Source organism: Paraburkholderia sp. Ac-20347, from assembly GCF_017104805.1.
Taxonomy (GTDB): domain Bacteria; phylum Pseudomonadota; class Gammaproteobacteria; order Burkholderiales; family Burkholderiaceae; genus Paraburkholderia; species Paraburkholderia tropica.
Genome location: NZ_JAAGPN010000009.1, coordinates 58,134 through 80,303, shown reverse-complemented (window position 1 = coordinate 80,303; position 22,170 = coordinate 58,134). Strand labels below are relative to the sequence as shown.

Sequence of the window (22,170 nt, the reverse complement as noted above, 5' to 3'; positions counted from 1 at the left end):
CGATGCGGCGAGCGCCGCCGCTGCCGCGGCGTCGGCGAACGCGAAGCCGGTCGCCGCCAACGCCGAACAGGTCGCGCGCGGCGAATACCTCGCGCGCGCCGGCGACTGCATTGCGTGCCACACGGTGCCGTCGCAGAAGATGTTCGGCGGCGGCCGGCCGATGGAAACGCCGTTCGGCACGCTCTACACGCCGAATATCTCGTCGGACAAGACGTACGGCATCGGCGCCTGGACCGCCGACGAGTTTTACCGCATGCTCCACGAGGGCAAGTCGCGCGACGGCACGCTGCTCTATCCCGCGATGCCGTTCGCCTCGTACACCAAGGTCACGCGCGCCGATTCCGACGCGATCTACGCCTACCTGCTTTCCACGCAGCCCGTGCATCAGCCTAATCGCGCGCACACGCTGCGTTTTCCGTATAACCAGCGCTCGCTGCTGCTCGGCTGGCGCGCGCTGTATTTCCGCCAGGGCGAGTTCAAGCCCGATCCGAAGCAGTCGGCGGAATGGAATCGCGGTGCGTATCTGGTCGAAGGTCTGGGCCACTGCACGATGTGCCACACGGCCATCAACGCGCTGGGTGGCAACTCGGCCTCGAAGGCCTTCCAGGGCGGCCTGATTCCGCTGCAGAACTGGTATGCGCCGTCGCTCACGTCGAACAAGGAAGCGGGTCTGGGCGACTGGAGCATCGAGGACATCGTCGACCTGCTGCACGCGGGCGTCTCGAATCGCGGCGCCGTCTACGGGCCGATGTCCGAAGTCGTCTACGACAGCTTCCAGTATCTGACCGAAGACGACGTGCGCGCCGTGGCCGTCTACCTGAAGTCGCTGCCCGGCCACTCGTCCGAAGTCGACAAATCGCCGAAAAGCGATTTCGTGACCGAGGAAGCGAACCGTCTCGCGCCGCTCGGCAAGAAGATCTACGAAGCGCAATGCGCCGTGTGCCACGCGACCGAAGGTCAGGGCAAGCTGCCGCATTTCCCGCCGCTCGCGAACAATCAGTCGATCCAGATGAACTCGGCGGTGAATCCGATCCGCATGGTGCTCAACGGCGGCTACGCGCCCGGCACGCGCAAGAATCCGATGCCGTACGGCATGCCGCCCTTCGCGCAATCGCTCTCCGACGAGGAAGTGGCGGCTGTCGTGACCTATATCCGCACGGCGTGGGGCAATCACGGCACGCCGGTTTCCGAACATGAAGTGAACGCGCTGCGTTCGGCGCCGCTTTTCTGAGGCCGCGATGATCGAAACTTCCGTTCCCGAACAACCGGGCGAGCGTCCGCAGCACGAACAGGTCGACGAGATCGTGCGGCGCGGTCCGGGCGGCGCGCTCGCGCTCGCGGGCATCGCCACGGCCATCGTGTTCGCACTCTGGTTCGCGTTTTACTTTCTCGTGTTTCTGCCTCGCGGCGTCATTCAATAAGCGGGCCGCTCATCCATGTCCACGAATCCGACCGATTCCCACGCCAGCGCCGACGTCGCCGCGCGCGTGGAGCGCCGCTGGGCCATGCTCATGGTGGCGCTCGTTCTGCTACTGGTGGCGATGGTGGTGTTCACCGGCCTGCACTGGGCGATGATGCCGCCGTCGCGCGTGGAAACCATCGACCCCGAAACGCTGCACGTGTCCGGCGAATTCGTCGAAACCAATCTGGGCAGCGCGCTCGAATCCGACGGCTCGGTGACCGTGCGCGTGCTCGCGCAGCAGTATTCGTTCACGCCGCAATGCATCGTCGTGCCGACGGGCGTGCCGATCACGTTCCGCGCCACCAGCGCCGACGTCGTGCACGGTTTTCTCGTCACCGACACGAATCTGAATTCGATGGTCGAGCCCGGCTACGTCTCCACCTTCCGCACCACCTTCGACAAGCCCGGCGACCATCTGATGCCGTGCCACGAATATTGCGGCACGGGCCACCAGGGCATGTGGGCGCACGTGAAGGTGATCGATCGCGACGCGTTCATGCAACTGGCCAACCAGGCGGGAAATTCGCGGAGACTCAGCTGTGTTAAATAACAAGCGCCTCGTGCTCGCCCACTTCTGGCTCGCGTTCGTGCTGTTCGGCGTCGCGCTCGTGCTGGGCGCGTGGCAGATGCTCGTGCGCAGCCCGCTGCATCCGTGGCTCAAAGACCCCGAGCTTTACTATCGCTCCGTCACCGAGCACGGCACCGTGATGGGCTACGCGTTTCCCACGCTCATCGCGATGGGCTTCGGCTACGCCGTCACCGAACTCGCCCTGAAAAAGCCGCTGGTGGGCGTGCGCTGGGCGTGGCTCGGCTTCATCCTGCTCACGCTCGGCTCGGTCACGGCGAGCGTGCCCGTCGCGCTCGGCCGCGCCTCGGTGCTGTACACCTTCTATCCGCCGATGATCGGCAGCGTGTTCTATTACCTCGGCGTGGTGCTCGTGGTGGTCGGCTCGTGGGTCTGGGTCGCGCTGATGGGCGTGAATCTCGCCGCGTGGAAGCGCGAGAACCGCGGCAAGCCGGTGCCGCTCGCGATGTTCGCGACCGTGGCGGGCGCGTATCTGTGGGGCTGGACCGCCGTCGGCGCCGCCATCGAAGTGCTGTTCCAGATCCTGCCTGTGGCGCTCGGCCTGCGCAACACGATCGACGCCGGCCTCGCGCGCGTATTCTTTTCGTGGACGCTGCACGCCATCGTCTACTTCTGGCTGATGCCCGCGTATATCGCCTATTACACGATCATTCCGCGCGCGATCGGCGGCCGCCTCTACAGCGATGCGATGGCGCGCATCTCCTTCATTCTGTTCCTCGTAGTGGCGATGCCGATCGGCCTGCACCACCTCTTCACCGATCCGCAAGTGGGCTCGGGCTTCAAATTCCTGCAGTCGGTGTTCACGGCGCTCGTCGCGGTGCCGACGCTGCTCACGGTGTTCACGATCTGCGCATCGGTGGAAATCGCCGGACGGCTGCGCGGCGGCAAAGGCGTGTTCGGCTGGATCGCGAAGCTGCCGTGGCACAACCCGCAGATGCTGGCGGTGGCGTTCTCGTTCGTGATGCTGGGCTTCGGCGGCGCGGGCGGCCTCATCAACATGAGCTACCAGCTCGACCAGCCGATCCACAACACGCAATGGGTCACGGGCCACTTTCACCTGATCTACGGCGGCGCGATCGTCATCATGTATTTCGCGATCGCCTACGATCTGTGGCCGCAGCTCACCGGCCGCGCGCTCACCAACTGGCGGCTGATGCGCTGGCAGTTGTGGCTGTGGTTTATCGGCATGATCGTGACGACGTTCCCGTGGCACCTCGTCGGTATTCTCGGCATGCCGCGCCGCATGGCGTATTTCGATTACGCCGATCCCGCGCTCGCGGGCCAGGCGCTGCTCGTGGCGATCTCGGCGGTGGGCGGCTTCATCCTCGTGCTCTCGGCCGTGCTGTTTTTCGTGGTGCTCTGGCAGGGCCATCGCAGCGAGGCGGCCGCGCCCGAGGAATACCGCTTCAGCACGCCGGTGCATGAAACGCCGCGCCTGCCGGTCGCGCTCAACAGCTTCGCGTTGTGGATCGTGCTGATGATCGCCCTCACGGTCGCCAACTACGGCTATCCGATCGCGCAACTGCTCGCGACACCCGACACCGCCGTGCCCGCGATTCCGATTGGAGCGCCGCGATGAGCGACGAACGCCTGTTCTCGTTACGCAATCCCTGGTTCCGCGTGAGCGTGGGCGCGACGATCGTCGCGTTCTTCGTCTCCGCGCTGATCGGCTTCGTGTGGCTGCCTTCTGCGCAAAGCGATCCGAACTTCCAGGGCCTCTGGAACGCGATCTGCAGCGCGGCGGGCGTGCCGCGCCAGTGGCATCAGGGCGAAACCTCGCTGACGCCCGGCTACAAGGTCAGCGTGGTCGAACTCACGCCGCACATGCTCGACGGCGCGAACAGTCTCTCGATCGGACGCGGCGCGACGCTCTCGCTGCGCTGCACGATGTGCCACGGTCCGCGCGGCATGAGCGACGCCAATTCGCCGAATCTCGCGGGCCAGTATGCGAGCGTGATCTACAAGGAACTGCTCGACTTCCAGAGCGGCGCGCGTCAGAGCGCGGTGATGTCGCCGATGGCGCAGAATCTGTCCGATCAGGATCTGCGCGATCTGGCGGCGTATTACGCGTCGCTGCCGCCGTTCGTTGAGCTCAAGGGCGAGCCGCCCGAGATCGTTTCGCAAGGCGCGCCGCTGCGCAATATTCCGGCGTGCGCGTCGTGTCATGGCGGCGTCGATCACAAAGTCGGCAGCCCGTGGCTCGACGGCCTGCCCGCCGTCTATACCAAGGCGCAGCTCGCGGCCTTCGCGAACGGCACGCGCCACAACGACATTTCCGAGCAGATGCGCAACATCGCGCGCAACATGACGCCCGACGAAATCGACGCGGCCGCCGCCTGGTACGCAGGCGCCACGCAGCACTGAGCCCGTCCCGTCGAGCGCCCGGCGAGGCACGCGGCTTGCGTGACTCGCCTTCCCACCCCTTACGCGGAGAAACATCATGCAAAAGACGGCTAGCGCCAAATGGCACGGCGGCATCAAGGACGGCCAGGGCTCGATTTCGACCCAGACGGGCGTGCTGCGCGACGCGCCCTACGGTTTCGCCTCGCGTTTCGAGGGCGGTCCCGGCACCAATCCCGAGGAACTGATCGGCGCGGCGCACGCGGGCTGCTTCACGATGGCGTTTTCGCTCTTTCTCACCGAAGCCGGTTTCAAGGCCGACAGCATCGAAACGAAGTCGACGGTGACGCTCGAAAAAGTGGGCGAAGGTTTTTCGATCACGGCCTGCCAGCTCGACATGACCGCGAAGATTCCGGGTATCGATCAGGCGAAGTTCGAAGAGCTCGCGAACGGCGCGAAGGAGAACTGCCCGGTGTCAAAGCTGTTCGCCAACAACGCGAAGATCACGCTGAAGGCGACGCTGGCCGCCTGACGCACGCAGGTGTCGTTTGATGTGTTGCGATGTTGTGTGATCGACCGGTTCGGTGCCGGCCTCAGGCACCGAACCGCTGATTCCCGTCTCGTAGAGAACCCATCATGGCCATTCCGCATGCCGTGCCCGGCGAGATCTTCGACGCCCGCCCGCTGGGCGGCGCGCTCAAGAGCGCGAAGTCGACCACGCTGATCCGCGCGAAGCAGCTCGAAGTGATTCGCCTCGTGCTGCCCGCGGGCAAGCAGGTGCCCGAGCATCACGCGCCGGGCGAAATCACCGTGCTGTGTCTCGAAGGCGTGATCCGCTTTTCCATCAACGGCGATCCGCGCACGATGCACGCGGGCGACATGCTGTTGCTCGATGCAGGCGTGCCGCACGCGCTCGAATCCCTCGACGACGCCTCGGTGCTCGTCACGATCCACCTCGCGCACGACGACAAAAAAGCGTGAGCGCCGCGAGACGCTCACGCTTCGCACAATCGTGCGATTGCGCGCCTTGACTCAACCCTGCGTATCCTGCACGGCGTAAGTCTGGACGAAAACCATCCGCACCGTGTCGCCGGGATGGACCTGATTCAGATCGACGCCCGGATGCACGTCCATCGCAAAACGCCGTGTCGCGCCACGCAGCGAGACCCTGCGGGCCTGCGCGTCGACCTGCAGGACCGTCGCCTCGACTTCCACCTGACGCGCGACTTCGTAGCCGCTGGCGGTGGGCAGGAACACGTCGGTATCGACGCGCTTGCGAATGCCGTCGCTTTGCGCAGCCACCTTGTGAAGCTCGACGACCAGCGCATCCTTGTATTGCAGCGCAATCGCGTCGCCGACTTGCGGCAGCGTCTTGTCGTCGGGACGCATGACGAGCGGCAGACGCACTTCCTTGCCATGCTCGCCGAGCACGGTCATCGTGCGGCCTGCGACGTCGACCGAGGTGACGCGGCCTTTCAGCGGCACGGCCGCGGACTGCGCGACGACGCTTTGTGTCGCGTCCGCGGTGAAGTCGGAGGCGGCAGCCGGCAGAACCGGAGCGACGCCGAGCAACATGGCGGTGCTGATCGAGATAAGCTTGAGAGTAGCGGATTTCATTTTAAACTCCTGATGATTGATTAAACATGGCGGACGCGGCGCGCCCGCTCAAACTACGACTTACTGCACGACAGGTGCGGCATTGTGCGCCGCGCAGGTGAAGGTCAGCTCGCGCGGATCGCCGCTGGCCTCGGTGCTCGAAGCGGCCTTGCCGATCGTCGAGACGAGGTTCACTGCCCCTTCGCCACAGATCTTTTCCGCCTGCTTCATGCAGGTCCGGCTACTGGAGAAGAGCCCCTGACACTGCACCCGATAAACCGGCGCACCTTGCGTCGACGTCAAGACGTCGAGGTTGTGTGCCGGGCCCGATGCGCTGGAGCAGCCCGCGAGAAGCGCGAGACCGAGAGCGCAAAAGAGAATGTGATGTTTCATGATTGACTCGCAAAATCAGATTGATTAATTCGGTTTCCAGACTATTTGATTCACACCGGGTGACGGCGCTGCGCGCCGCCCGCCCGTTACCACTGATACGAAGCGCCAACGCCCACCGTGGTGCCGCCCGAACTCACGCCCGCGCCCGCGCGCAGCTTGATGTTCTGGGTGACGCGCGCCGTGCCGCCGACCGCCATGGCCTGATAGCCGCGATACGTGCCGCCGCCGACGCCGACCGAGATCGACTTGCCGAGGTCCACGTCCGGAATCATCGAGAGCGCGGTCGCCGCCGCGACGCCCGAGTACGCATCGCGCGCCACGCGGTTCACCTGGTCGCCGAGCATGTTCACGCGCTTGTCGGTGTACTGATTCGCCTGCGCGCCCATGTTGTTGAGCTGATTCAGATTCACGGCGTCGGTGCCGACGGTGCCGGGCGCGACGTTGGTAATCTGACGCTCGTTGCCCACGGTGCCCACGGAGACCGTGTTCGCGCGGTCCGCTACTGAGCCCGCGCCGACCGCCACCGAGCTTGCCGCGTTCGCCTGGGCGTTCGCGCCCATCGCTGTCGCGTGATCGCCGGTCGCGCTTGCGGCTTCGGTATTGCGATCGCCATCGGCCGTGAAGAACGGATTGGCTGCCGCGCTGAGGTTGTCGGTGATGCCGCTCACGGCCTGGTTGAGCTGATCGACGTTCACCGCATCGGAGCCTTCCACGCCTGCCGCCACGTTATGGATGGAGGTCTTTGACCCACCCGTGCTTTGCAGCGTGATGCTGTTGTAGTTGATGGTGCCGTCGGGGTTGCGGTCGTACTTCACCGTGCCTTCGGTCGCCTGCGTGACGGTCGCGTTGAGATCGCCGATCGCCTGGCCCACTGCATAGAGCTGCGAGCCGTTGATGGCATCGGTGCTGTCCGCGCTGACCTGACCCGCCGCGACGTTCGTGATCGTGCGTTCGCTGCCTTGCGCGCCCACGCTCACCGTGCCCGTCGGGTTGGCGCCCGCGAAGTTGTAGTAGCTGTTGCCGAACACCGCGCCCGGCGTCGAAACCGCATACGAGGTCGACGAACCCGCGCCCAGCGCCACATCGTTCGCGTTATTCGCGCGCGCGCCCATGCCGATCGCGACGCTGTCCTGGCCCACGGCCTGCGAGTCGACGCCGGTCGAGTTGGCGTGGAAGTACTTCGTGCCGCCTGAGTAGACGTTGTCGATGTTGGTGGTCAGGTTGGTGATGTCGCCTTCGACATTCGTTACGCGGCCATCGAGATTCGTGATGCTCTGGTGAGTCTGATAAAGCTGCGAACCGTTGATTGCATCGGTGCTGTTTTCGCTGACGTCGCCTTCGGCCACGTTGCTCAAACGCACCTTGCCGCCCGCGCCCGGGCCGCCCAGCGTCACGGAGTCACGCGCCGACGAGTCGTACATCACCGCATTGCCGATGTCGCCCTGCAGATTCGTGATGTCGCTGGTGTTCTTGTTGACGGCCAGATTCGTGGCGTGCAACTGCGAACCGTTGATGGCGTCGGTGCTTTGATCGTCCACGCGGCCCGCCGCGACGTTCGTGATCGTGCGTTCACTGCCTGCGCTGCCCACGCTCACGGTGCCGACCGGCGCGGTGCCCGCATAGCCGCGATAAACGCCCGCGACCGTGCCGCCCGCCGTGCCGACGGCAGTGTCCGTCACCGCGTTCGAGCCGAGCGCGACGCTGTTTGCGTGCACGGCCGACGCGTTGCGGCCCAGCGCGAGGCTCGAATTGCCTTGCGCGGCGGCTTGATAACCGACTGCCGTGCTGCCTTCGCCGCTGGCGAAGGCGTCCGATCTGGCGAGATCCTTCTCGTTGGTGCGTGCGTAGCGAATACCGATGCCATTCGCGTTCGTGTAGGTTTCGCTCGTATCGCCCGCGATGTTCGTGATCGTGTCGCCGAGGCGCGTCACGTCACCTTTGACCGTGTTCACCCGGCCATCGAGATCCGTAATGGCCGTCGCGTGGTCGTCCACGACCTGATTGGTCGCGTGCAGTTGCGAACCGTTGATGGCATCCGTGCTCGTGCTGCTGAGGCGACCCGCAGCGACGTTCGTGATCGTGCGTTCGCTGCCTTGCACGCCCACGCTCACGGTGCCCTGAGGCGTTGCGCCCGCGAACGTCACGCTCTTGCCGCCCACGCTCGCGCCGCTGGTGCCGACGGCGCCGTTCGCCACCGACGCGCGGCCGAGCGCGACGTCGTTCGTGCCCGACGCAACTGCGCCTGCGCCGATTGCCACAGTGTTGGCCGCAAGGGATTGCGCGCCGGAACCGACCGCGACGCCGCGCACCCCGTTCACCGATGCGCCGGATCCGAGTGCCGTTGCACTGGTCGTACCCGCGGCGACAGCGCTGTTGCTGCCGAGCGCGACGCTGTTCGTCGCCTCGGTCCCGACCACGGCGTTCGCGCCCACGGCGACCGACGATCTGGCATTGCTCTTGGCCTCGCTGCCCACCGCCACGGAACTGTCCGCTTTGGTCGACACGGTTGCGCCGTCGCCCATCGCCACCGAATTCGAGCTGCTGACGCTGGCATTGACGCCGGCCGCGAGCGAGTGAGGCGCGATTGCGCCCTCGTTGCTGTAATTGCCTTGCGGCGTGCCGTTGTCGTTCACGCTGTAGTAATGCGTGCTGTTGCTGTCGATCAGGTCCGCCACGCTCTTCAACTGCGAGACGTTCACGGCGTCGGTATCTTCGGCGCCGGCCGCGAGGTTGGTGATGCGGCGCTCGGCGCTGGCCATGGCCAAGCCGGAAGAGCCCACCGAGACTTCGCCCACGGGCGTCAGGCCCGCGAGTTTCGCCATCGCTTCCGAGGTCGGCGCGTAAGCCTCGGCGGCGGCGTTCATCGTCGTGACGCTGTTCGCGCCCAGCGCCACGCTGTTGGCGGCGTTCGCATAGGCCCCGGCGCCGATCGCAACCGAATCCCGCGCGCCGCTGTGAGTAGTGGCGCCATTGCCGATCGCCACACCGTTGACGCCGCTGGCGCGCGTGTTTTCGTCGCCGATAGAGAGCGATTTCGTACCGCGAATCTGATCGTTGAGCACGATGCGGCCGCCGTTCACATAGAGTTCATTGCCCAGCGTGAGTGAGTCGCTGCCCACAACGCCGGGGTCCTGATCGTTGACCGTGGCGCCATAGAACAGCACGCGCTTCGTTTGCGTGGCCTTGTCGCTCGCGCTGCAATATTGGAGCTGCCCCGCGTAGTTGTTGGCGTTGATGCCGAACCACTGATTGCCCTGACCGCCACCGGTGCCGCTGCCCGCGTCATAAGCCGCGATGCAGCCGCCGGTCGAGACGTCATTGACGAAGATGCCGGTATTGCCCTGCCCGCCGGGCGCGGGCGTGGCCCACACGCCGCCGCTGCCCAGTGCGGCGACAGCGGCCAGCATGGCCACCGTCAACGCGCGGCGTGCCGAATGCTTGCCGTGCGCATGGGCGTTTTCCTGCGCAGCCGTCCACGTTTGTGTGGAGGCGTTCCAGATGGATCGATAGATCTTGTTCATTACGGACTCCCGAATGTCGAGTGAAGTGACGTGAGCGGGAGCAGCCATGCGATGCCATGCATCGTGAGAAAAACCTGCGTACTCGCTCGCTACAACGAAGACGGATTGCGTTGGCGCTGCAGGCGTCTGGCGAGGAATCGCCTGGCGAATGCGTGCGCTCGTTGCGTCTGGATGTAACGATAGAGGCCGGAGCGATCGGGAAATATGAGCGAATACTGAGTCGCGCCCAGGACAATGCTGTGCTCGACGAAAAAGGCTGACGGAGGGGCGAAACCAGGAAAATACTGTGGTGTCAGGCAGACAATACTGCGGGTGACAGAAGCGGCGCGCACCTTATTCAGCGGACGCGACGAGCCGCCAGGTGGTGCCCCGGCGCGCTCCGGCGTGCAGTTGCAGCGAGCCGTGCATGAATTCGGCCATGTGGCGGCAGACGAGAAAGCCGACCTGGTTGCCGGCTTCGACGACAGGTAGTGGCGTGGCCGTCCCCGCCGAAGGTTCGATGTCGATCGTGAGGCGATACGCGCCGCCCGGCACCATCGGCGCGACGGTGAGATGAATGTCGACCGTGCAGCCCGGACTTTGCAGCATCTCGCGACGCACGAGCAGGCGGGCGAGATTGATCATACGGCCGCGATCCAGCAGCGCGGACACCGTGGCGTCGCCCGTCACGCGCACGGCCAGCGTGCAGCCGTAACGGCGCGCGTCGGCCTGTTCGGCCTCCACGGCTTCGCGCAAGAGATCGGCAGGACGCGCGGGCGCCTGTTCGAGCGCCTGCACGCCCTGCTCCAGCGCGATCAGGTCCTTCACGTTGCGCGTGAGATGCTCCACGCGCGGCACCGCTTCGGTCAGGCGCGCGGCAAACGCGCGCTGCCCCGCCGTTGCCGTGCTGCTGTCGAGCATCGCGGCTGCGGTCTCCAGCAATCCGGCGAGCGGATGCATCTCGTCGCAGAGCGCGCCCAGCAGGCGGCCCATGCCTTCTGCAACGCCGGCCGCGTTATCGCGCTCGATCGACAACGCGCGCAACATGTCCTCGCGCCCCGTGACGTCGATCGTGCCGACCACCATGCCGAGCAATTCGCCGTCCGTGCCGCGATACGGCGTCGCCCAGCTATGAAACATCGCGCGACGACCGTGCATGACCACCTCGCGATCGGTGCGTGCGGATGTACCGAGCGACACGCGCGCACGGTAGCGCCGTTCCAGTTCGATCGCGGTTTCCGGACCGATCGATGGAAGATCGCTGAAACGCGTACCGGCAATGGCGTCGAACGTCGTGTCGTGCAGCTTCAGGAAGGCGTCATTGCACGCGACAAGGCGGCCGTTGAGATCGCGCACGTGCAGCGGCAACGGCGTGCCGTCGAGCATCGCCCGCAGCATCGAAGCGTCGTGCTCGCTCGCCTGGAACGTTTCCGTCGGCGCGATTTCCGCGCGTCCGGATTCGCCGAGCAAGCCGGCCTTGCGCGCAATATCGGCGAGTTCGACCAGCGATTCCGCATTGAGCTTGCGGCGCAGATGACTGCGATGCGCACTCACCGTTTTTTCGCTGATCGACAATTCCTGAGCGATGGCGATGTTGGGAAAACCGCGCGCCAGATAGGTGAGAATGCTCAGTTCGCGCGGCGAAAGGACCGCGAGCGGACCGGTGGAATCGGCGCGTTTGCGCGTGCCCGCGACCTCGGATTCGAACGCGGGAAAATAGCGGTGACCCGTGAGCACGCCATTCATCGCGCGACGCAATTCGCTCGGCTCCTCCTGCTTGCCGATGAACCCATCCGCGCCCGCTTCGTAGCAGCCCTGGATGAAATGCGCGGCCGTTTCTTCGCCGTAGAGCAGGATTTTCGTGCGCGTGCCTTTCGCCCGCAGACGCCGCAACACTTCCACGCCGCTGATCTTCGGCAGATGGGTGGCCAGCACCAGCAACTCGGGCTCGATCTCGCGCAGCATCTGCAAGGCCCGCTGCCCGCTCTCGGCTTCCCCCGCCACCTGATGGCCCGCGGCGCGCACCAGTTCGCTGAGCGCCGCGCGTTCCACTGGTTGACCGCTCGCTACGATCACGCTGGCCATGCCGCTCCTCCACGTGGCTGTCTCCGTGCTCGATTCTAAGACCGTTTCCTAAGACCGTTTCGCGAACACGCCGCACTGGCTGAGCGCGTACACCGCGAACGATACAACGTTAGCAATCGATGATTAGTTCGTTAAACTGATTGTTTATTCGAGCCGGGCGCCGATACCATGCAAGCGGCATGTTTTCGCGCACTTAGCTTCCCTCTCCCGCGCGGCTACGGCACCATGGCTGAACGTGGTCACGCAGACCGCGCCCCGGAGAGCCTGCATGACGTTCCAGTCGCTTTACCGATCCGCGACCGTCCGCGTTCGCGCTGCGTATCTACACCTCTTTCGCTGGCTTGGCGAGCATCCGTTCGTGCTCGGCAGCGCCGGAACGCTGGTCGGCTTCGCCATCGTCGCGATGGCCTTTATCGGTTTTTCGCAACAACGCGAGCAAGCGCTGCAAAATGCGCAACGAACGTCCACGATGCTGACTGCGCTGATTTCGAGCCACCTCGAAACCAATCTGGGCCTCTACGACCTGATTCTCTCGGACGCCGTCGCGTCGATCCGCGATCCGCGCACGGCGACGCTGCCGCCCGACTTGCGCCGCACGGTGCTGTTCGGCCGCATCGCGGGCGCGCTTTATATCGACGGCGCGCTGTACGCCGACGCGCACGGGCAAGTGGTCGACTCGCAGGACGGGCGCGCGTACCCGAACGTGAATCTCGCCGACCGCGACTATTTCCGCGCCCAGGAACGCAGCCGCTCGCAGGGCATGTATATTTCCGATCCGTTCCGCTCGCGCGTCAACGACGGCCAGTATGCGATCGGCCTGTCGCGCCGCATCAGCGATTACGAAGGCGAGTTCGGCGGCGTGGTGCTGCTCACCTTGCGGCTCGCGTATTTCCAGCAGCTGTTCAATCGCATCGACGTGGGGCCGAACGGCAACGTCTTCATCATGCTCGACGACGGCACGCTGCTCGCACGCAAACCCTATTCCGATTACGACGTGGGGACGAATCTCGCATCACAACGCCAGATCGCGCCCATGCTGAAATCGAGTTCGGGTTCCTTCGTCGCGCGCGACGACGAGGACGGCACGACGCGCATCTACACGTATCAGCGCGTGCCGCACGCTTCGCTGACCGTGGTGGTCGCGCCCGCGCTCGACGACACGCTCGTGCGCTGGCGCGAGCGCATCGCCGTCTACGAGCCCACTTCGATCGCGTTTGGCGCTTTCGTCGCGCTTTCGTCGTGGCTGCTGGCGTTCGGTCTGCGCTCGCGGCTGCGCGCGGAATCGGAACTCAAGCGTCTGTCCGTGACCGATGCGCTCACCGGGCTGTCGAACCGTCGCGCGCTCGATCTGCGGCTCGTGGAAGAATGGCAGCGCGCGCGCCGCGCCGCGCAGCCGCTGTCGATCCTGTTCATCGACATCGACCGCTTCAAGCTGTTCAACGACTTCTACGGTCACGCGGCCGGCGACGAAGTGCTCGCCGCCGTGGCGCACGCGATCGGCGCGAAGGTGCAGCGCGCCACCGACATGGTCGCGCGCTACGGCGGCGAGGAATTCGCGGTGGTGCTGTCCGGCACGCCCGCCGATGGCGCGTGGAAGATCGCGCAGCAGATTCGCGAAAACGTGGCGGCGCTCGGCATCGCGCATGGCCATAGCGAGCACGGCTCGGTGACCGTGAGCGTGGGCTGCGCGACCTGCACGCCGCGCGAAGCCACCGGCGCGCACGCGCTTTTGCGCGCCGCCGACGAAGCGCTTTACGCCGCCAAGGAAGCGGGCCGCAATCAGGTCAAGGCAACGGTGTTCGAAGGCGCGCCGCCCGATCCGCGCGATTCGCTGATCGGCAACAGCGCGAACTGAACACTGCGATCAAACAAAAAAGCGCGCCCGAGGGCGCGCTTTACCGATGATCCGCGTAATCAAGTCATCGCGTGTCGTCGCGTCGATCAGTGTGACGGCGCCGGATCGTCGTTGAGCGTTTTGAGGAACGCGATGATGTCGTGGATATCGTCCGCGGTCATGGCGGGCTTGTCGCCGAACTTGCGATCGAACGGTGCATCGGCCACATCAACGTTTTTCTGCAGATCGGCCGGAATGTCGTCGTATTTCTCGATCTTGCCGTCCGCGCCGCGCGGATAGAACTTGCCCGGATCGGTGTTGCGCTCGTTGTAGAACGCCATCACGCGATCGAGGTCGTGATAGATGCCGTTGTGGAAGAACACCGTGCGCGTGGCCGAGTTGCGCAGCGTGGGCGTGAGGAACATCGCGCAATATTGCTGCTGGTCCTTCATGTCCGAGCGGAACGGACCGCACACGCCGAGATCGTAGAACTTCGGATCGCGGTTCTGCTCGAGCGTGCGATTGCGCGGCACGCCGAGCGCTTCGTACTGGTAGTCGGTGAACATCGGCGGCAGACCGTCTTTGCTGGGCTTGGAAAGGTGGCAGCCCGCGCAGTTCGCCTTGTCCGGATCGTTGAAGAGACGCAGCCCGTGCAGTTCGGCCTGCGAGAGATGCGCACGCCCTTCGAGCCAGCGATCGTACTTGCTGTTGTACGGATGGAACGACGGATCTTCCACCTGATAACGCGAGATCGCGAACATCGCTTCCGAGACCGCCATCTTCGGGTTATCGAAGATTCGGGATCCGAACAATTCGTTGAAGCGCTTCGCGTAAGGCGCGCTCTTCAGCTTCTGCGCGACGCTGTCCACGTCCTTGTTGGCCATTTCCACCGGATTGAGCAGCGGACCATAGGCCTGTTGCTGCAGCGTGTCGGCGCGACCGTCCCAGAACAGACCGCCCTGCGGCACCATTTCCACCGACGTCGACGCGCCGCCCGCGGTCTTCTGCGACTTCACGACGTTCGCCGAAGCGGACGCCTGCTGCTGCACCGAGGGCGCATCGTCGTTTTCACCGGCATCGGGGCCGATGCTGAAATTGGGCTGGCGATACAGATACATCAGCGAAGGCGGCGGACGGTAGCCCTGCTGCGTCATCGCGAGACCGCCCTTCTGCACGTCGAGCCCGTTGGGCGGCCCGTACGCGTGATCGGGGCTATGGCACGAGGCGCAGGACTGCTGGCCCGAGCCCGAGAGCGAAGGATCGAAAAACAGTTGCTTGCCGAGCTGCGCCATCGCCGAGAGCGGCGCGACCGGCGGACGCTGCAGCACGACAGGATGCGGATTCGCGCCCGTGAGGTTCTCGACGACTTCGCCGACCGCATCGGGCACGTGCGAGGGAAACGCCGCTGCGTAGGCGCAGAAGCCGAGACCCGCGACCAGCACGGCGGCGGCGGCGCGCAGCACGAGGCGTGCGGGACGCGTGGACGTGCGCGGCGCGTGCGGCTCGGGCGAAGGAGAAGACGGAGTGGGCGATGCGGAAAGCTCGGACATGATGCGTTCTTCGTGTTGGCGCCGAAAAGCCGAATTGCCGTGAGCGCTACGGGAGCGCATGCACGGCAAGCGGGTCAGCGATAGTCATCTCGTCATCGATCGTCATCGAATGTCGTCGATGGCGGGCAAACGCGGCGCGAGGCGTACGACTTGAGCCTCGCGCCGCCGCTCGATTTACATCGCCGGTGCTGCGCTCAGCTGCGTGCCGAGCGTTTCGTCGAGGTACAGCGGCGACGTCACCGCCGTGCCGGTCGTGTTCAGCATGCCGCGCAGGTCGCCTGCGGAGGCATCGAACGAACCGCCGCCGAGACGCGCGCCGCCGAGCCAGTTGTCTTCGATGAAGCGCACCACCGAAGCCTGGTCGATGAACGTGTGGTCGACGTAATTCGTCTTCGCCCACGGCGAGATCACGAGGAACGGAATGCGCGTGCCCGGGCCGCAGCGGCCGTTGACCGGCGAACCGTTCACACCCGTCGGCTGCGTGCCCGTGCCGCACACGCCGTTGCCGTTGAGCTGATCGGCGCTGGCGAGCGACGACGTGACCGGCGCCATGTACTGATGGTCGTACCAGCCGTCCGAGTCGTCATAGGTCACGACCACGGCGGTGTTCTTCCAGTCCGGCTGCTGCATCAGGAAGTTCACGACCTTCGTGACGAACGCCTGCTCGTCGAGCGGATCCGAGTAGCCTGCGTGCGCGTCTTGCGCAGCCGGCGCCTTCAGGAAGCTCACCGACGGATAGTTGCCCGCCTTCACCGCAGCGAAGAAGTCATCCGTGTCGTACTGGTGGTTCGCCGGGTCGAGCGTCTTGCCGTCCGCTTCGAGCGTGTTGCCGATCACGGCCGTCGAGCTCGGGCGCAGATGCTGCGGATTCGCCGTCGACTTGAAGTACTGGAACCAGTTGTGGTGCGGGATGTAGTCGGCCGTCGCCGCGTTCACCGCCGTCGCGATCGTGCTGCGCTTGCAACCCGTCGTGCCGTTCGAGTTCACGGTCTGCAGGTTGAAGCCGCCCATGAAGCCGCCCCACGTGATCTTCTGCGCGTTCAGCAGGTCGCCGATGTTCTTGGCGTTGATCATGCCGGAGTCGGTCGTGCTCGAGCAGGTGTCGTAGCCCGGATCGACGTCGTTAATCATCGTCAGACCGCCTGCGCCGTCCTGGATGTAGTACGACGAGGTCGTGGCCGTGGCCGGCTGCTTCGACGTGTTCACGAGTTCGAGGCCGTTGGTCTGACCCGACACGACTTCGAGCGCGCCAGGCGTCGACGGACCGTAGGTCGTCGTCCAGGCGTTGTCGCTCATCGCGTACTTCTGCGCGTAGTTCCAGAGCGCCGTGACGGTGTTGCCGTCGTAGAAGCCCATCACCTGGCCCTTCGTGCCGAAGGCGCTTGCGCCGCCGCTCGTCCCGTTACCCGTGTACTTCGGGAACAGGTCGAGCGCGCCGTTGTCGCCGGCTTGCTGCTCGGCCGTATAGGCGTGGTTCTGGTCGGCGGTGGCGGCCTGCGTGCGGTCGAGACGGAACGGATTAGCCGCGTCCGTGCCGTTGGCCGTGTTGGTGAAGTTCGGGTTCGACGTCAGCAGCGTGCCAGTCAGACCGTTGACCGTCGGCGTACCCGAAGCGGCCGAGAACGACGGCTCGCCCGACGGATTCGTCGCGCTCGGATAGGTTGCGAAGTAGTGATCGAACGAGACGTTCTCGCCGTAGATCACCACAAGGTGCTTGATCGGCGTGGCAGTCGTGAGCGCGTCCTGTGCGGACTGCGACGAAGTCGTCGAACCCGGGTTCGAATTGCTGCTGCCGCACGCGAACAGTGCGGCTGCAATGCCGACGCACGGCACGGCGAGTAATGCTCGGCGGTACATTTTTGTGGGCTCCATCGATTTTTCGAGTTGGTTTTAGAGTCCTGCTCGACGCGTCGAACACGTGTGGCCTTGCGTTTGCGCCGATCAGGTTTCACCGGGTTAATGCGCCAGACATCAGGGCGAGCGAATTACAACACCACAACATGACGTGACAGCGACCATTCAATTTCCTTAAGCTTTCGCTACATTTCAATGTCGAAAGAAATGGAAAGGATTCGCGCAATCCTGAAAGACGCCCGGGTTTTGCACTCTCGCGTGCGCGCGCTATAACAGAAGGGCAGCGCGGACGTTCTCTGCGCGCCCGCTCTTCCCTTCTTCTTGCGCCGCGCCGTGCTGCGCCGCCCTCCCGTCTGGCGAGGGCGCGCCACGGTGTAAGCAGTCAGCTAACACGTTCGGCAGCCCTGGCGTTGTGCCGGCATCCCGACTCCACCTGAATGCGCACGGCGCGGTGGCGCGTGCCGTGCGCGCGCGCCGCCCTGCACCGCATCGGCGGCGCATGAAGAAGGAGTGTCGAAATGAAAATCCGATTGGCGATAGTCGCCGGGTGCGTGAGCGCCATGGCGGCCGGCACACCTGGCACGTCGCTGGCGCGCGACGAAACGGCTCCGCCGGAAAGCGGACATCGCGCCCTGCTCGACGACGCCAATGCGTCGGCTCAAGCCGCCACCGACATGTCGTACGGCGGCACGGCCGATACGCGTAGCGCAGCCGGCCAGCGCACGAGCAGCAAGCCGTGTCTGCCTCGTTCGCAGTGCGATCTATTTTTTGGGCAGTGAAGCGCGGGCATTGCGCGACGCGCTGATCAATCGAAGAACGAAAAACGATGCAAGCGAAGAACGCCGCCGCGCGCTGTTCGCCCCGTATTTCAGGGGCTAAAGCGCGCGGCGTGCGTTTTGGCGCGTATCACTGCACGGCGGCCTGCAACATGGCGGCGACGCGCTGGATCGGCCCGAGCAGTTCGGGGGCGATGGCGTAGAGCGGACCGAGCGTCTGCGAAACATCGCGGTAATCGACGACCGCGTGGCCCTCGTCGTCCTGCCAGACCACGAGGCGTAGCGGCAATTCGAGCGCCGCGTGTGCATTGGCAGCCATGATCGGCGTGCCCGCTTTGGGATTACCGAAGAGAATCAGCCGCGTGGGCCGCAATTCGAGCCCGACGAGCGACGCCGCCTCGCGCTGGTCCACGTCCGCGAACACGGTGGCGCCCACGCCGTCGAGCGCCCTTTTCAGTTGCGCGATGGTCGTATCGAAATCGTGGGCGCTTTTGAACGACACCACGGACGATGGGTGCTGCCGATGTTCGGTCATGACCTTGGCTCCCTGATGAGCGGTTACGCGGACGATAACGCGTGCGTGCTCACGCACTGTAGTCCATAAACCTGACAGCAGGGAAACAGTGCGGAAATGACCGGGAAGCGGCTGAGAAGCGGCGGCGAAACCGCGCTCAGAGCATCGGTTCGAACTGCGCGACCTGCTGCGCGAAATGTTCCTTTTCCTCGGCGCTCATGCCCGCGCGTTGCGGCAGCGCCACCGTGAGCGGATTCTTCGGCACGTGATCGACGTGCACTTCGTAATGCAGATGCGGCCCCGTCGCCCAGCCCGTCGACCCGACATAACCGATGACCTGCCCCTTGTGCACCTGCGCGCCCGCGCGCAGCGACTTCGCGAAACGCGAGAGATGCGCGAAGGTGGTCGAGTAGTCGCCGAAGTTCTTGATCTTGATGACGCGTCCGTAACCGGTCTCCCAACCCGCGAACGTCACGGTGCCGCGCGCGGTGGCGTGCACGGGCGTGCCTGCGGGCGCGGCGAGATCGACGCCGTCGTGCGCCGCCCAGCGATGCGTGACGGGGTCGAGCCGATTCGGCGAGAACGCCGACGACACGCGCGTATAAGCGAGCGGATAGCGAGCGAACGAAGGCGCATTCGACTGGCCATCAGCGCCGTAGTAGAACGCCTTGCCGTCGAGATTGCGATAGAGGAACAAGTCGTGCGAGGTCTTGCCCGTGGAAATGCGCACGGCGAGCGGCAGGTCGTCGTCGGCATTGGCGACGGTGTCGGCGGATTGTGACGCCGCCGGTGCATTCGTCTGCGTATTGGCTTGTTTACTGGCTGGTGTAGTCGCTGGTGTAGTCACCTGCGCGTTCGCATCGGCCGACGCATTGTCGTTGCGGAACACGAAGCGCACTTCACTGCCCGGTTGCAGATCGCGGCGGAAATCGAGTCGGCCCGCGAGCGCGCGTGCGAGTTGCGCGGCAGTCGCGGCGTCGACGCCCAGTTTGCTCGCGGCTTCGGAAAAGCTGTGCGTGACCTGCGCGGTTTCGACGCGATAAGCCGGCTCGGCGGGCGGTGTGGTTGCAGCGGTCTGCGCGGATTGTGCGGTGGTATCGGTGGAACCGGTGGAAGCTGCGGACGCGCCATCGCGCGTGGCATGAGCCGGGATATCGTCGGATGCGTGCAGCGATACGTCGGCGCTTTGCGTGGGAGCCTCGTGCATGAGCCATGCAGTGCAGGCCGTGCCAATAGCGGCGACGATGAACGCTTTACCCGCGAATCCCGTAGATGTCGACAAGACGAGTTTGGGCATCTGCTGGATACGGAATGCTGGCGAAAAGCCGCGCGCGTGACGCACGACTCTCGATGTGACACCGGCCACCATTGCGGCGCCGATGGGCGAAAGGCCCGAGGCTATCGAGGGTTTCTTAAATCAAACTTAAAAAAGTTCGATAACGTTTATTCCCTCATTTTTCCGGTATTTATTTCTGAATTATTTTTCGCGCACCGCCGGAATCCGGCAATTATTTTATGTCCCCGTTTGATGCGGAACGGCCCTTTCGGGCCGTTCGCGCAATGCGCTCGACTTTCTTCGACCACCCAACCACGAACCGAATCGCTACTGACCCTTGGTATCGCTACTGGCGTCGGCGCCCGGCGTATTCGTGGTGTCGTTCATCGGCTTCTTCGCGTGATGCGTCTTCGTGCTGTGATGCTTCGTCGTGGCATGTGCCGACGAAGCCGGCTGGCGCTGATCCATATTCATGTTCTGCGTCGAACCGTTGGCGTCGCCGCCCGCGCCCTGCGCACCCGTGCCGTTGCTACTGCTGCCGCCGCCGTTGCCTTGCGCGAACGCAGCGCCCGACAGTGTCGTCATGGCGACGACCAGCGCCGCCGCAAGTGTTGTCTTCGTCATCATAGCTTGGACTCCTGATTAAATGAAAAGGGGCGATCTATTCACCACAAACGATAGATCGGCGAACACGTGTCGATCACACGCTCACGACTGCTGCCGCACGAAGCGTGCCGTTGCAGCGCCTGTTTTATCCGCACTATCCGTATCGGTCGGCAGTATCCCGGCGGCACGGCGCTTGCGCTCCTTCCTCTGCATCAAGCGGGAAATATCGGCAATTTCAGGCAGGAGCGCGTCATGAATGCATGGATCAAGGCAGCGGAACTGGGAGCATTGCCCGCTTCGGGCATGACGCGCGTGAAGATCGAAAACGAAGCCGTCCTGCTCGTGCGCGACGGCGAATGCCTGCGGGCGTTTCAGGCGGATTGCCCGCACGCGGGCGCGCCGCTCGAAGAAGGCGCGCTCTGCAACGGCCGCATCATCTGTCCGTGGCATAAGGCCGTTTTCGCCGCCGACAGCGGTGCGTGGCTCGAACCACCCGCGCTCGGCAGCCTCAAGGCGTGGCCCGTCAAGGTGGAATCGTCGAACGTGTTCATCGATCTGCAGCCCGGCGCGCCCGCTGCGGCCGTCGCGCGTCGCGGTTCGCCGCAGCGCTTCGCGATCATCGGCGGCGGTGCGGCGGCCGCGTCGGCGGTTGCCACGCTGCTCGACAACGGCTTTGACGGCGAGTTGACCGTTTTCTGCGCGGAGCCCGAAGCGCCCTACGACCGCACCTGTCTGAGCAAATTCGTTCCCGCAGGTGAAATGCAGCCCGACGACGTGCCGCCGCTTTTGTCCGAGGAAACAACGCGCGACGAACGTCTGCGCATCGAGCACACCGCCGTCGTGCGCTTCGATACGGCGCTCAAGCGCGTCACGCTCGCCGACGGCCGCGAAACCGCCTTCGACGCCGCGCTGGTCGCGACCGGTTCGAGCGCGCGACGCCCCGACCTGCCCGGCGCGAATCTGGAGCGCGTCTTCACGCTGCGCACCTTGCACGATGCGAAGGCGATTCTCGACGCCACCGCACCGGGCGAACACGTCGTCATGCTCGGCGACAGTTTCATCTCGCTCGAAACCGCGTCGGCGCTACGCAAGCGCGACGTGCGCGTGACCGTCGTCACGCCGAGCGGCGTGCCCTTGCACCATGCGCTGGGCGCGCGCGTCGGCGGCCTGTTTCGCGACTGGCACGAAGCGCACGGCGTGGTGTTTCAGCGCGCGAAGGCGCTGCGTCTGGAGGGCCGCGAACGCATCGAATCGATCCAGCTCGACACTGGCGAGACCTTGCCCGCACACGCGGTGATCGCGGGCGTGGGTGTGCGCCCCGCGACGCAGTTGCTGGCCGGACTGAAGCTCGATCACGACGGCGGCGTGAGCGTCGACGCGACGATGTGCGCCGCGCCGCGCGTCTACGTGGCCGGCGATATTGCGCGCTTTCCGCTCGCCGACGGCTCGGGCCTCGCACGCACGGCGCGCATCGAACACTGGCGCGTCGCGCAGCAACTCGCGCGCGTCGCGGCGCTCAACATGCTCGAACGCGAAGTGCGCTACGAAGGCGTGCCCTTCTTCTGGACCGAGCATTTCGGCCAGCGCGTGGATTATCTCGGCCACGCCACGCAATGGGACGATCTCGACATCTCGGGCAGCCTCGCGGAAGGCCGTTTTCGCGCGATCTACTCGCGCCTCGGCCATGTGCAGGCCGTGCTCGCCTGCGGTTACGATCAAGCAAGCGCGCATCTGATCGAACGCATGCGCGAACCGATTACGGCCGACGTCGCGCGCGCCGTACTCGGCGGCTGATATC

20 protein-coding genes are annotated in these 22,170 nt (G+C 65.0%); 11 read left to right on the top strand and 9 right to left on the bottom strand.

The genetic code is table 11. From position 1 onward, the window contains the following. The 7 genes from G3N97_RS03335 to G3N97_RS03305 all read left to right on the top strand — a co-directional run. Positions 1-1,231: cytochrome c (locus G3N97_RS03335; protein WP_241030351.1), on the top strand; the 1,231-nt coding region annotated here is incomplete at its 5' end. A 7-nt stretch (positions 1,232-1,238) separates the two neighbouring features. Beyond that, complete coding sequence (locus G3N97_RS03330) at positions 1,239-1,421, top strand: hypothetical protein (protein WP_205991891.1); 183 nt, start codon at positions 1,239-1,241, stop codon at positions 1,419-1,421. A gap of 15 nt (positions 1,422-1,436) precedes the next feature. Next, positions 1,437-2,012 (top strand): cytochrome C oxidase subunit II, encoded by a 576-nt coding sequence (locus G3N97_RS03325; protein ID WP_205991890.1) that lies wholly within the window; start codon positions 1,437-1,439, stop codon positions 2,010-2,012. Then, on the top strand, positions 2,002-3,627 hold the full coding sequence (locus G3N97_RS03320) for a cbb3-type cytochrome c oxidase subunit I (RefSeq protein ID WP_205991889.1): 1,626 nt from the start codon (positions 2,002-2,004) through the stop codon (positions 3,625-3,627). The genes G3N97_RS03325 and G3N97_RS03320 overlap by 11 nt, the downstream gene beginning before the upstream one ends. Beyond that, positions 3,624-4,412 carry a c-type cytochrome gene (locus tag G3N97_RS03315; RefSeq protein ID WP_205991888.1) on the top strand — a complete coding sequence of 263 codons (789 nt, stop codon included), beginning with the start codon at positions 3,624-3,626 and terminating at the stop codon, positions 4,410-4,412. The genes G3N97_RS03320 and G3N97_RS03315 overlap by 4 nt, the downstream gene beginning before the upstream one ends. 76 nt (positions 4,413-4,488) lie before the next feature. Then, complete coding sequence (locus tag G3N97_RS03310; protein WP_074985727.1) at positions 4,489-4,920, top strand: OsmC family protein; 432 nt, start codon at positions 4,489-4,491, stop codon at positions 4,918-4,920. A 104-nt stretch (positions 4,921-5,024) separates the two neighbouring features. Then, a complete protein-coding gene (locus G3N97_RS03305) occupies positions 5,025-5,369 on the top strand; it encodes a cupin domain-containing protein (protein WP_205991887.1) in 345 nt (114 codons plus the stop codon). Between the two features lie 51 nt (positions 5,370-5,420). Here the strand turns inward: G3N97_RS03305 and G3N97_RS03300 are convergent, their stop codons facing one another. The 3 genes from G3N97_RS03300 to G3N97_RS03290 all read right to left on the bottom strand — a co-directional run bounded on the left by G3N97_RS03300 (position 5,421) and on the right by G3N97_RS03290 (position 9,898). Further along, positions 5,421-6,005, bottom strand: coding sequence for a hypothetical protein (locus G3N97_RS03300; protein WP_205991886.1), 585 nt, complete (start codon positions 6,003-6,005; stop codon positions 5,421-5,423). 60 nt (positions 6,006-6,065) lie between these two features. Beyond that, the gene (locus G3N97_RS03295; RefSeq protein ID WP_205991885.1) at positions 6,066-6,377 is read right to left on the bottom strand and encodes a hypothetical protein; all 312 of its coding nucleotides are present in this window, start codon (positions 6,375-6,377) and stop codon (positions 6,066-6,068) included. Between the two features lie 86 nt (positions 6,378-6,463). Beyond that, positions 6,464-9,898 carry a YadA-like family protein gene (locus G3N97_RS03290; protein WP_205991884.1) on the bottom strand — a complete coding sequence of 1,145 codons (3,435 nt, stop codon included), beginning with the start codon at positions 9,896-9,898 and terminating at the stop codon, positions 6,464-6,466. A 56-nt stretch (positions 9,899-9,954) separates the two neighbouring features. Here G3N97_RS03290 and G3N97_RS03285 point away from each other — a divergent pair, with 56 nt between their 5' ends. Beyond that, on the top strand, positions 9,955-10,158 hold the full coding sequence (locus G3N97_RS03285; protein WP_205991883.1) for a hypothetical protein: 204 nt from the start codon (positions 9,955-9,957) through the stop codon (positions 10,156-10,158). A 73-nt stretch (positions 10,159-10,231) separates the two neighbouring features. Here the strand turns inward: G3N97_RS03285 and G3N97_RS03280 are convergent, their stop codons facing one another. Next, positions 10,232-11,962 (bottom strand): LuxR C-terminal-related transcriptional regulator, encoded by a 1,731-nt coding sequence (locus G3N97_RS03280; RefSeq protein ID WP_205991882.1) that lies wholly within the window; start codon positions 11,960-11,962, stop codon positions 10,232-10,234. A 268-nt stretch (positions 11,963-12,230) separates the two neighbouring features. On the opposite strand from G3N97_RS03280, the gene G3N97_RS03275 reads away from it, so the two are divergent. Further along, entirely contained in the window at positions 12,231-13,817 is a 1,587-nt protein-coding gene (locus tag G3N97_RS03275) for a diguanylate cyclase (protein ID WP_205991881.1), read from the top strand. Positions 13,818-13,903: 86 nt separating this feature from the next. Here G3N97_RS03275 and G3N97_RS03270 read toward each other — a convergent pair whose 3' ends face one another. Continuing rightward, on the bottom strand, positions 13,904-15,346 hold the full coding sequence (locus tag G3N97_RS03270; RefSeq protein ID WP_205991880.1) for a cytochrome c peroxidase: 1,443 nt from the start codon (positions 15,344-15,346) through the stop codon (positions 13,904-13,906). Between the two features lie 174 nt (positions 15,347-15,520). Then, complete coding sequence (locus G3N97_RS03265) at positions 15,521-17,203, bottom strand: alkaline phosphatase family protein (RefSeq protein WP_205991879.1); 1,683 nt, start codon at positions 17,201-17,203, stop codon at positions 15,521-15,523. A gap of 515 nt (positions 17,204-17,718) precedes the next feature. Between G3N97_RS03265 and G3N97_RS03260 the strand changes: the two genes are divergently transcribed. Further along, complete coding sequence (locus G3N97_RS03260; RefSeq protein WP_205991878.1) at positions 17,719-17,979, top strand: hypothetical protein; 261 nt, start codon at positions 17,719-17,721, stop codon at positions 17,977-17,979. A 127-nt stretch (positions 17,980-18,106) separates the two neighbouring features. Here G3N97_RS03260 and G3N97_RS03255 read toward each other — a convergent pair whose 3' ends face one another. From G3N97_RS03255 to G3N97_RS03245, 3 genes are all read right to left on the bottom strand, one after another. Further along, positions 18,107-18,511, bottom strand: coding sequence for a DUF302 domain-containing protein (locus G3N97_RS03255; RefSeq protein WP_205991877.1), 405 nt, complete (start codon positions 18,509-18,511; stop codon positions 18,107-18,109). Between the two features lie 136 nt (positions 18,512-18,647). Next, complete coding sequence (locus tag G3N97_RS03250; RefSeq protein ID WP_205991876.1) at positions 18,648-19,697, bottom strand: M23 family metallopeptidase; 1,050 nt, start codon at positions 19,695-19,697, stop codon at positions 18,648-18,650. A 396-nt stretch (positions 19,698-20,093) separates the two neighbouring features. Then, positions 20,094-20,393: a hypothetical protein gene (locus G3N97_RS03245; protein WP_241030350.1), complete on the bottom strand. Its 300-nt coding sequence runs from the start codon at positions 20,391-20,393 to the stop codon at positions 20,094-20,096. Positions 20,394-20,624: 231 nt separating this feature from the next. Between G3N97_RS03245 and G3N97_RS03240 the strand changes: the two genes are divergently transcribed. Continuing rightward, positions 20,625-22,166, top strand: coding sequence for an FAD-dependent oxidoreductase (locus tag G3N97_RS03240; RefSeq protein ID WP_205991875.1), 1,542 nt, complete (start codon positions 20,625-20,627; stop codon positions 22,164-22,166). Positions 22,167-22,170 lie beyond the last annotated feature (4 nt).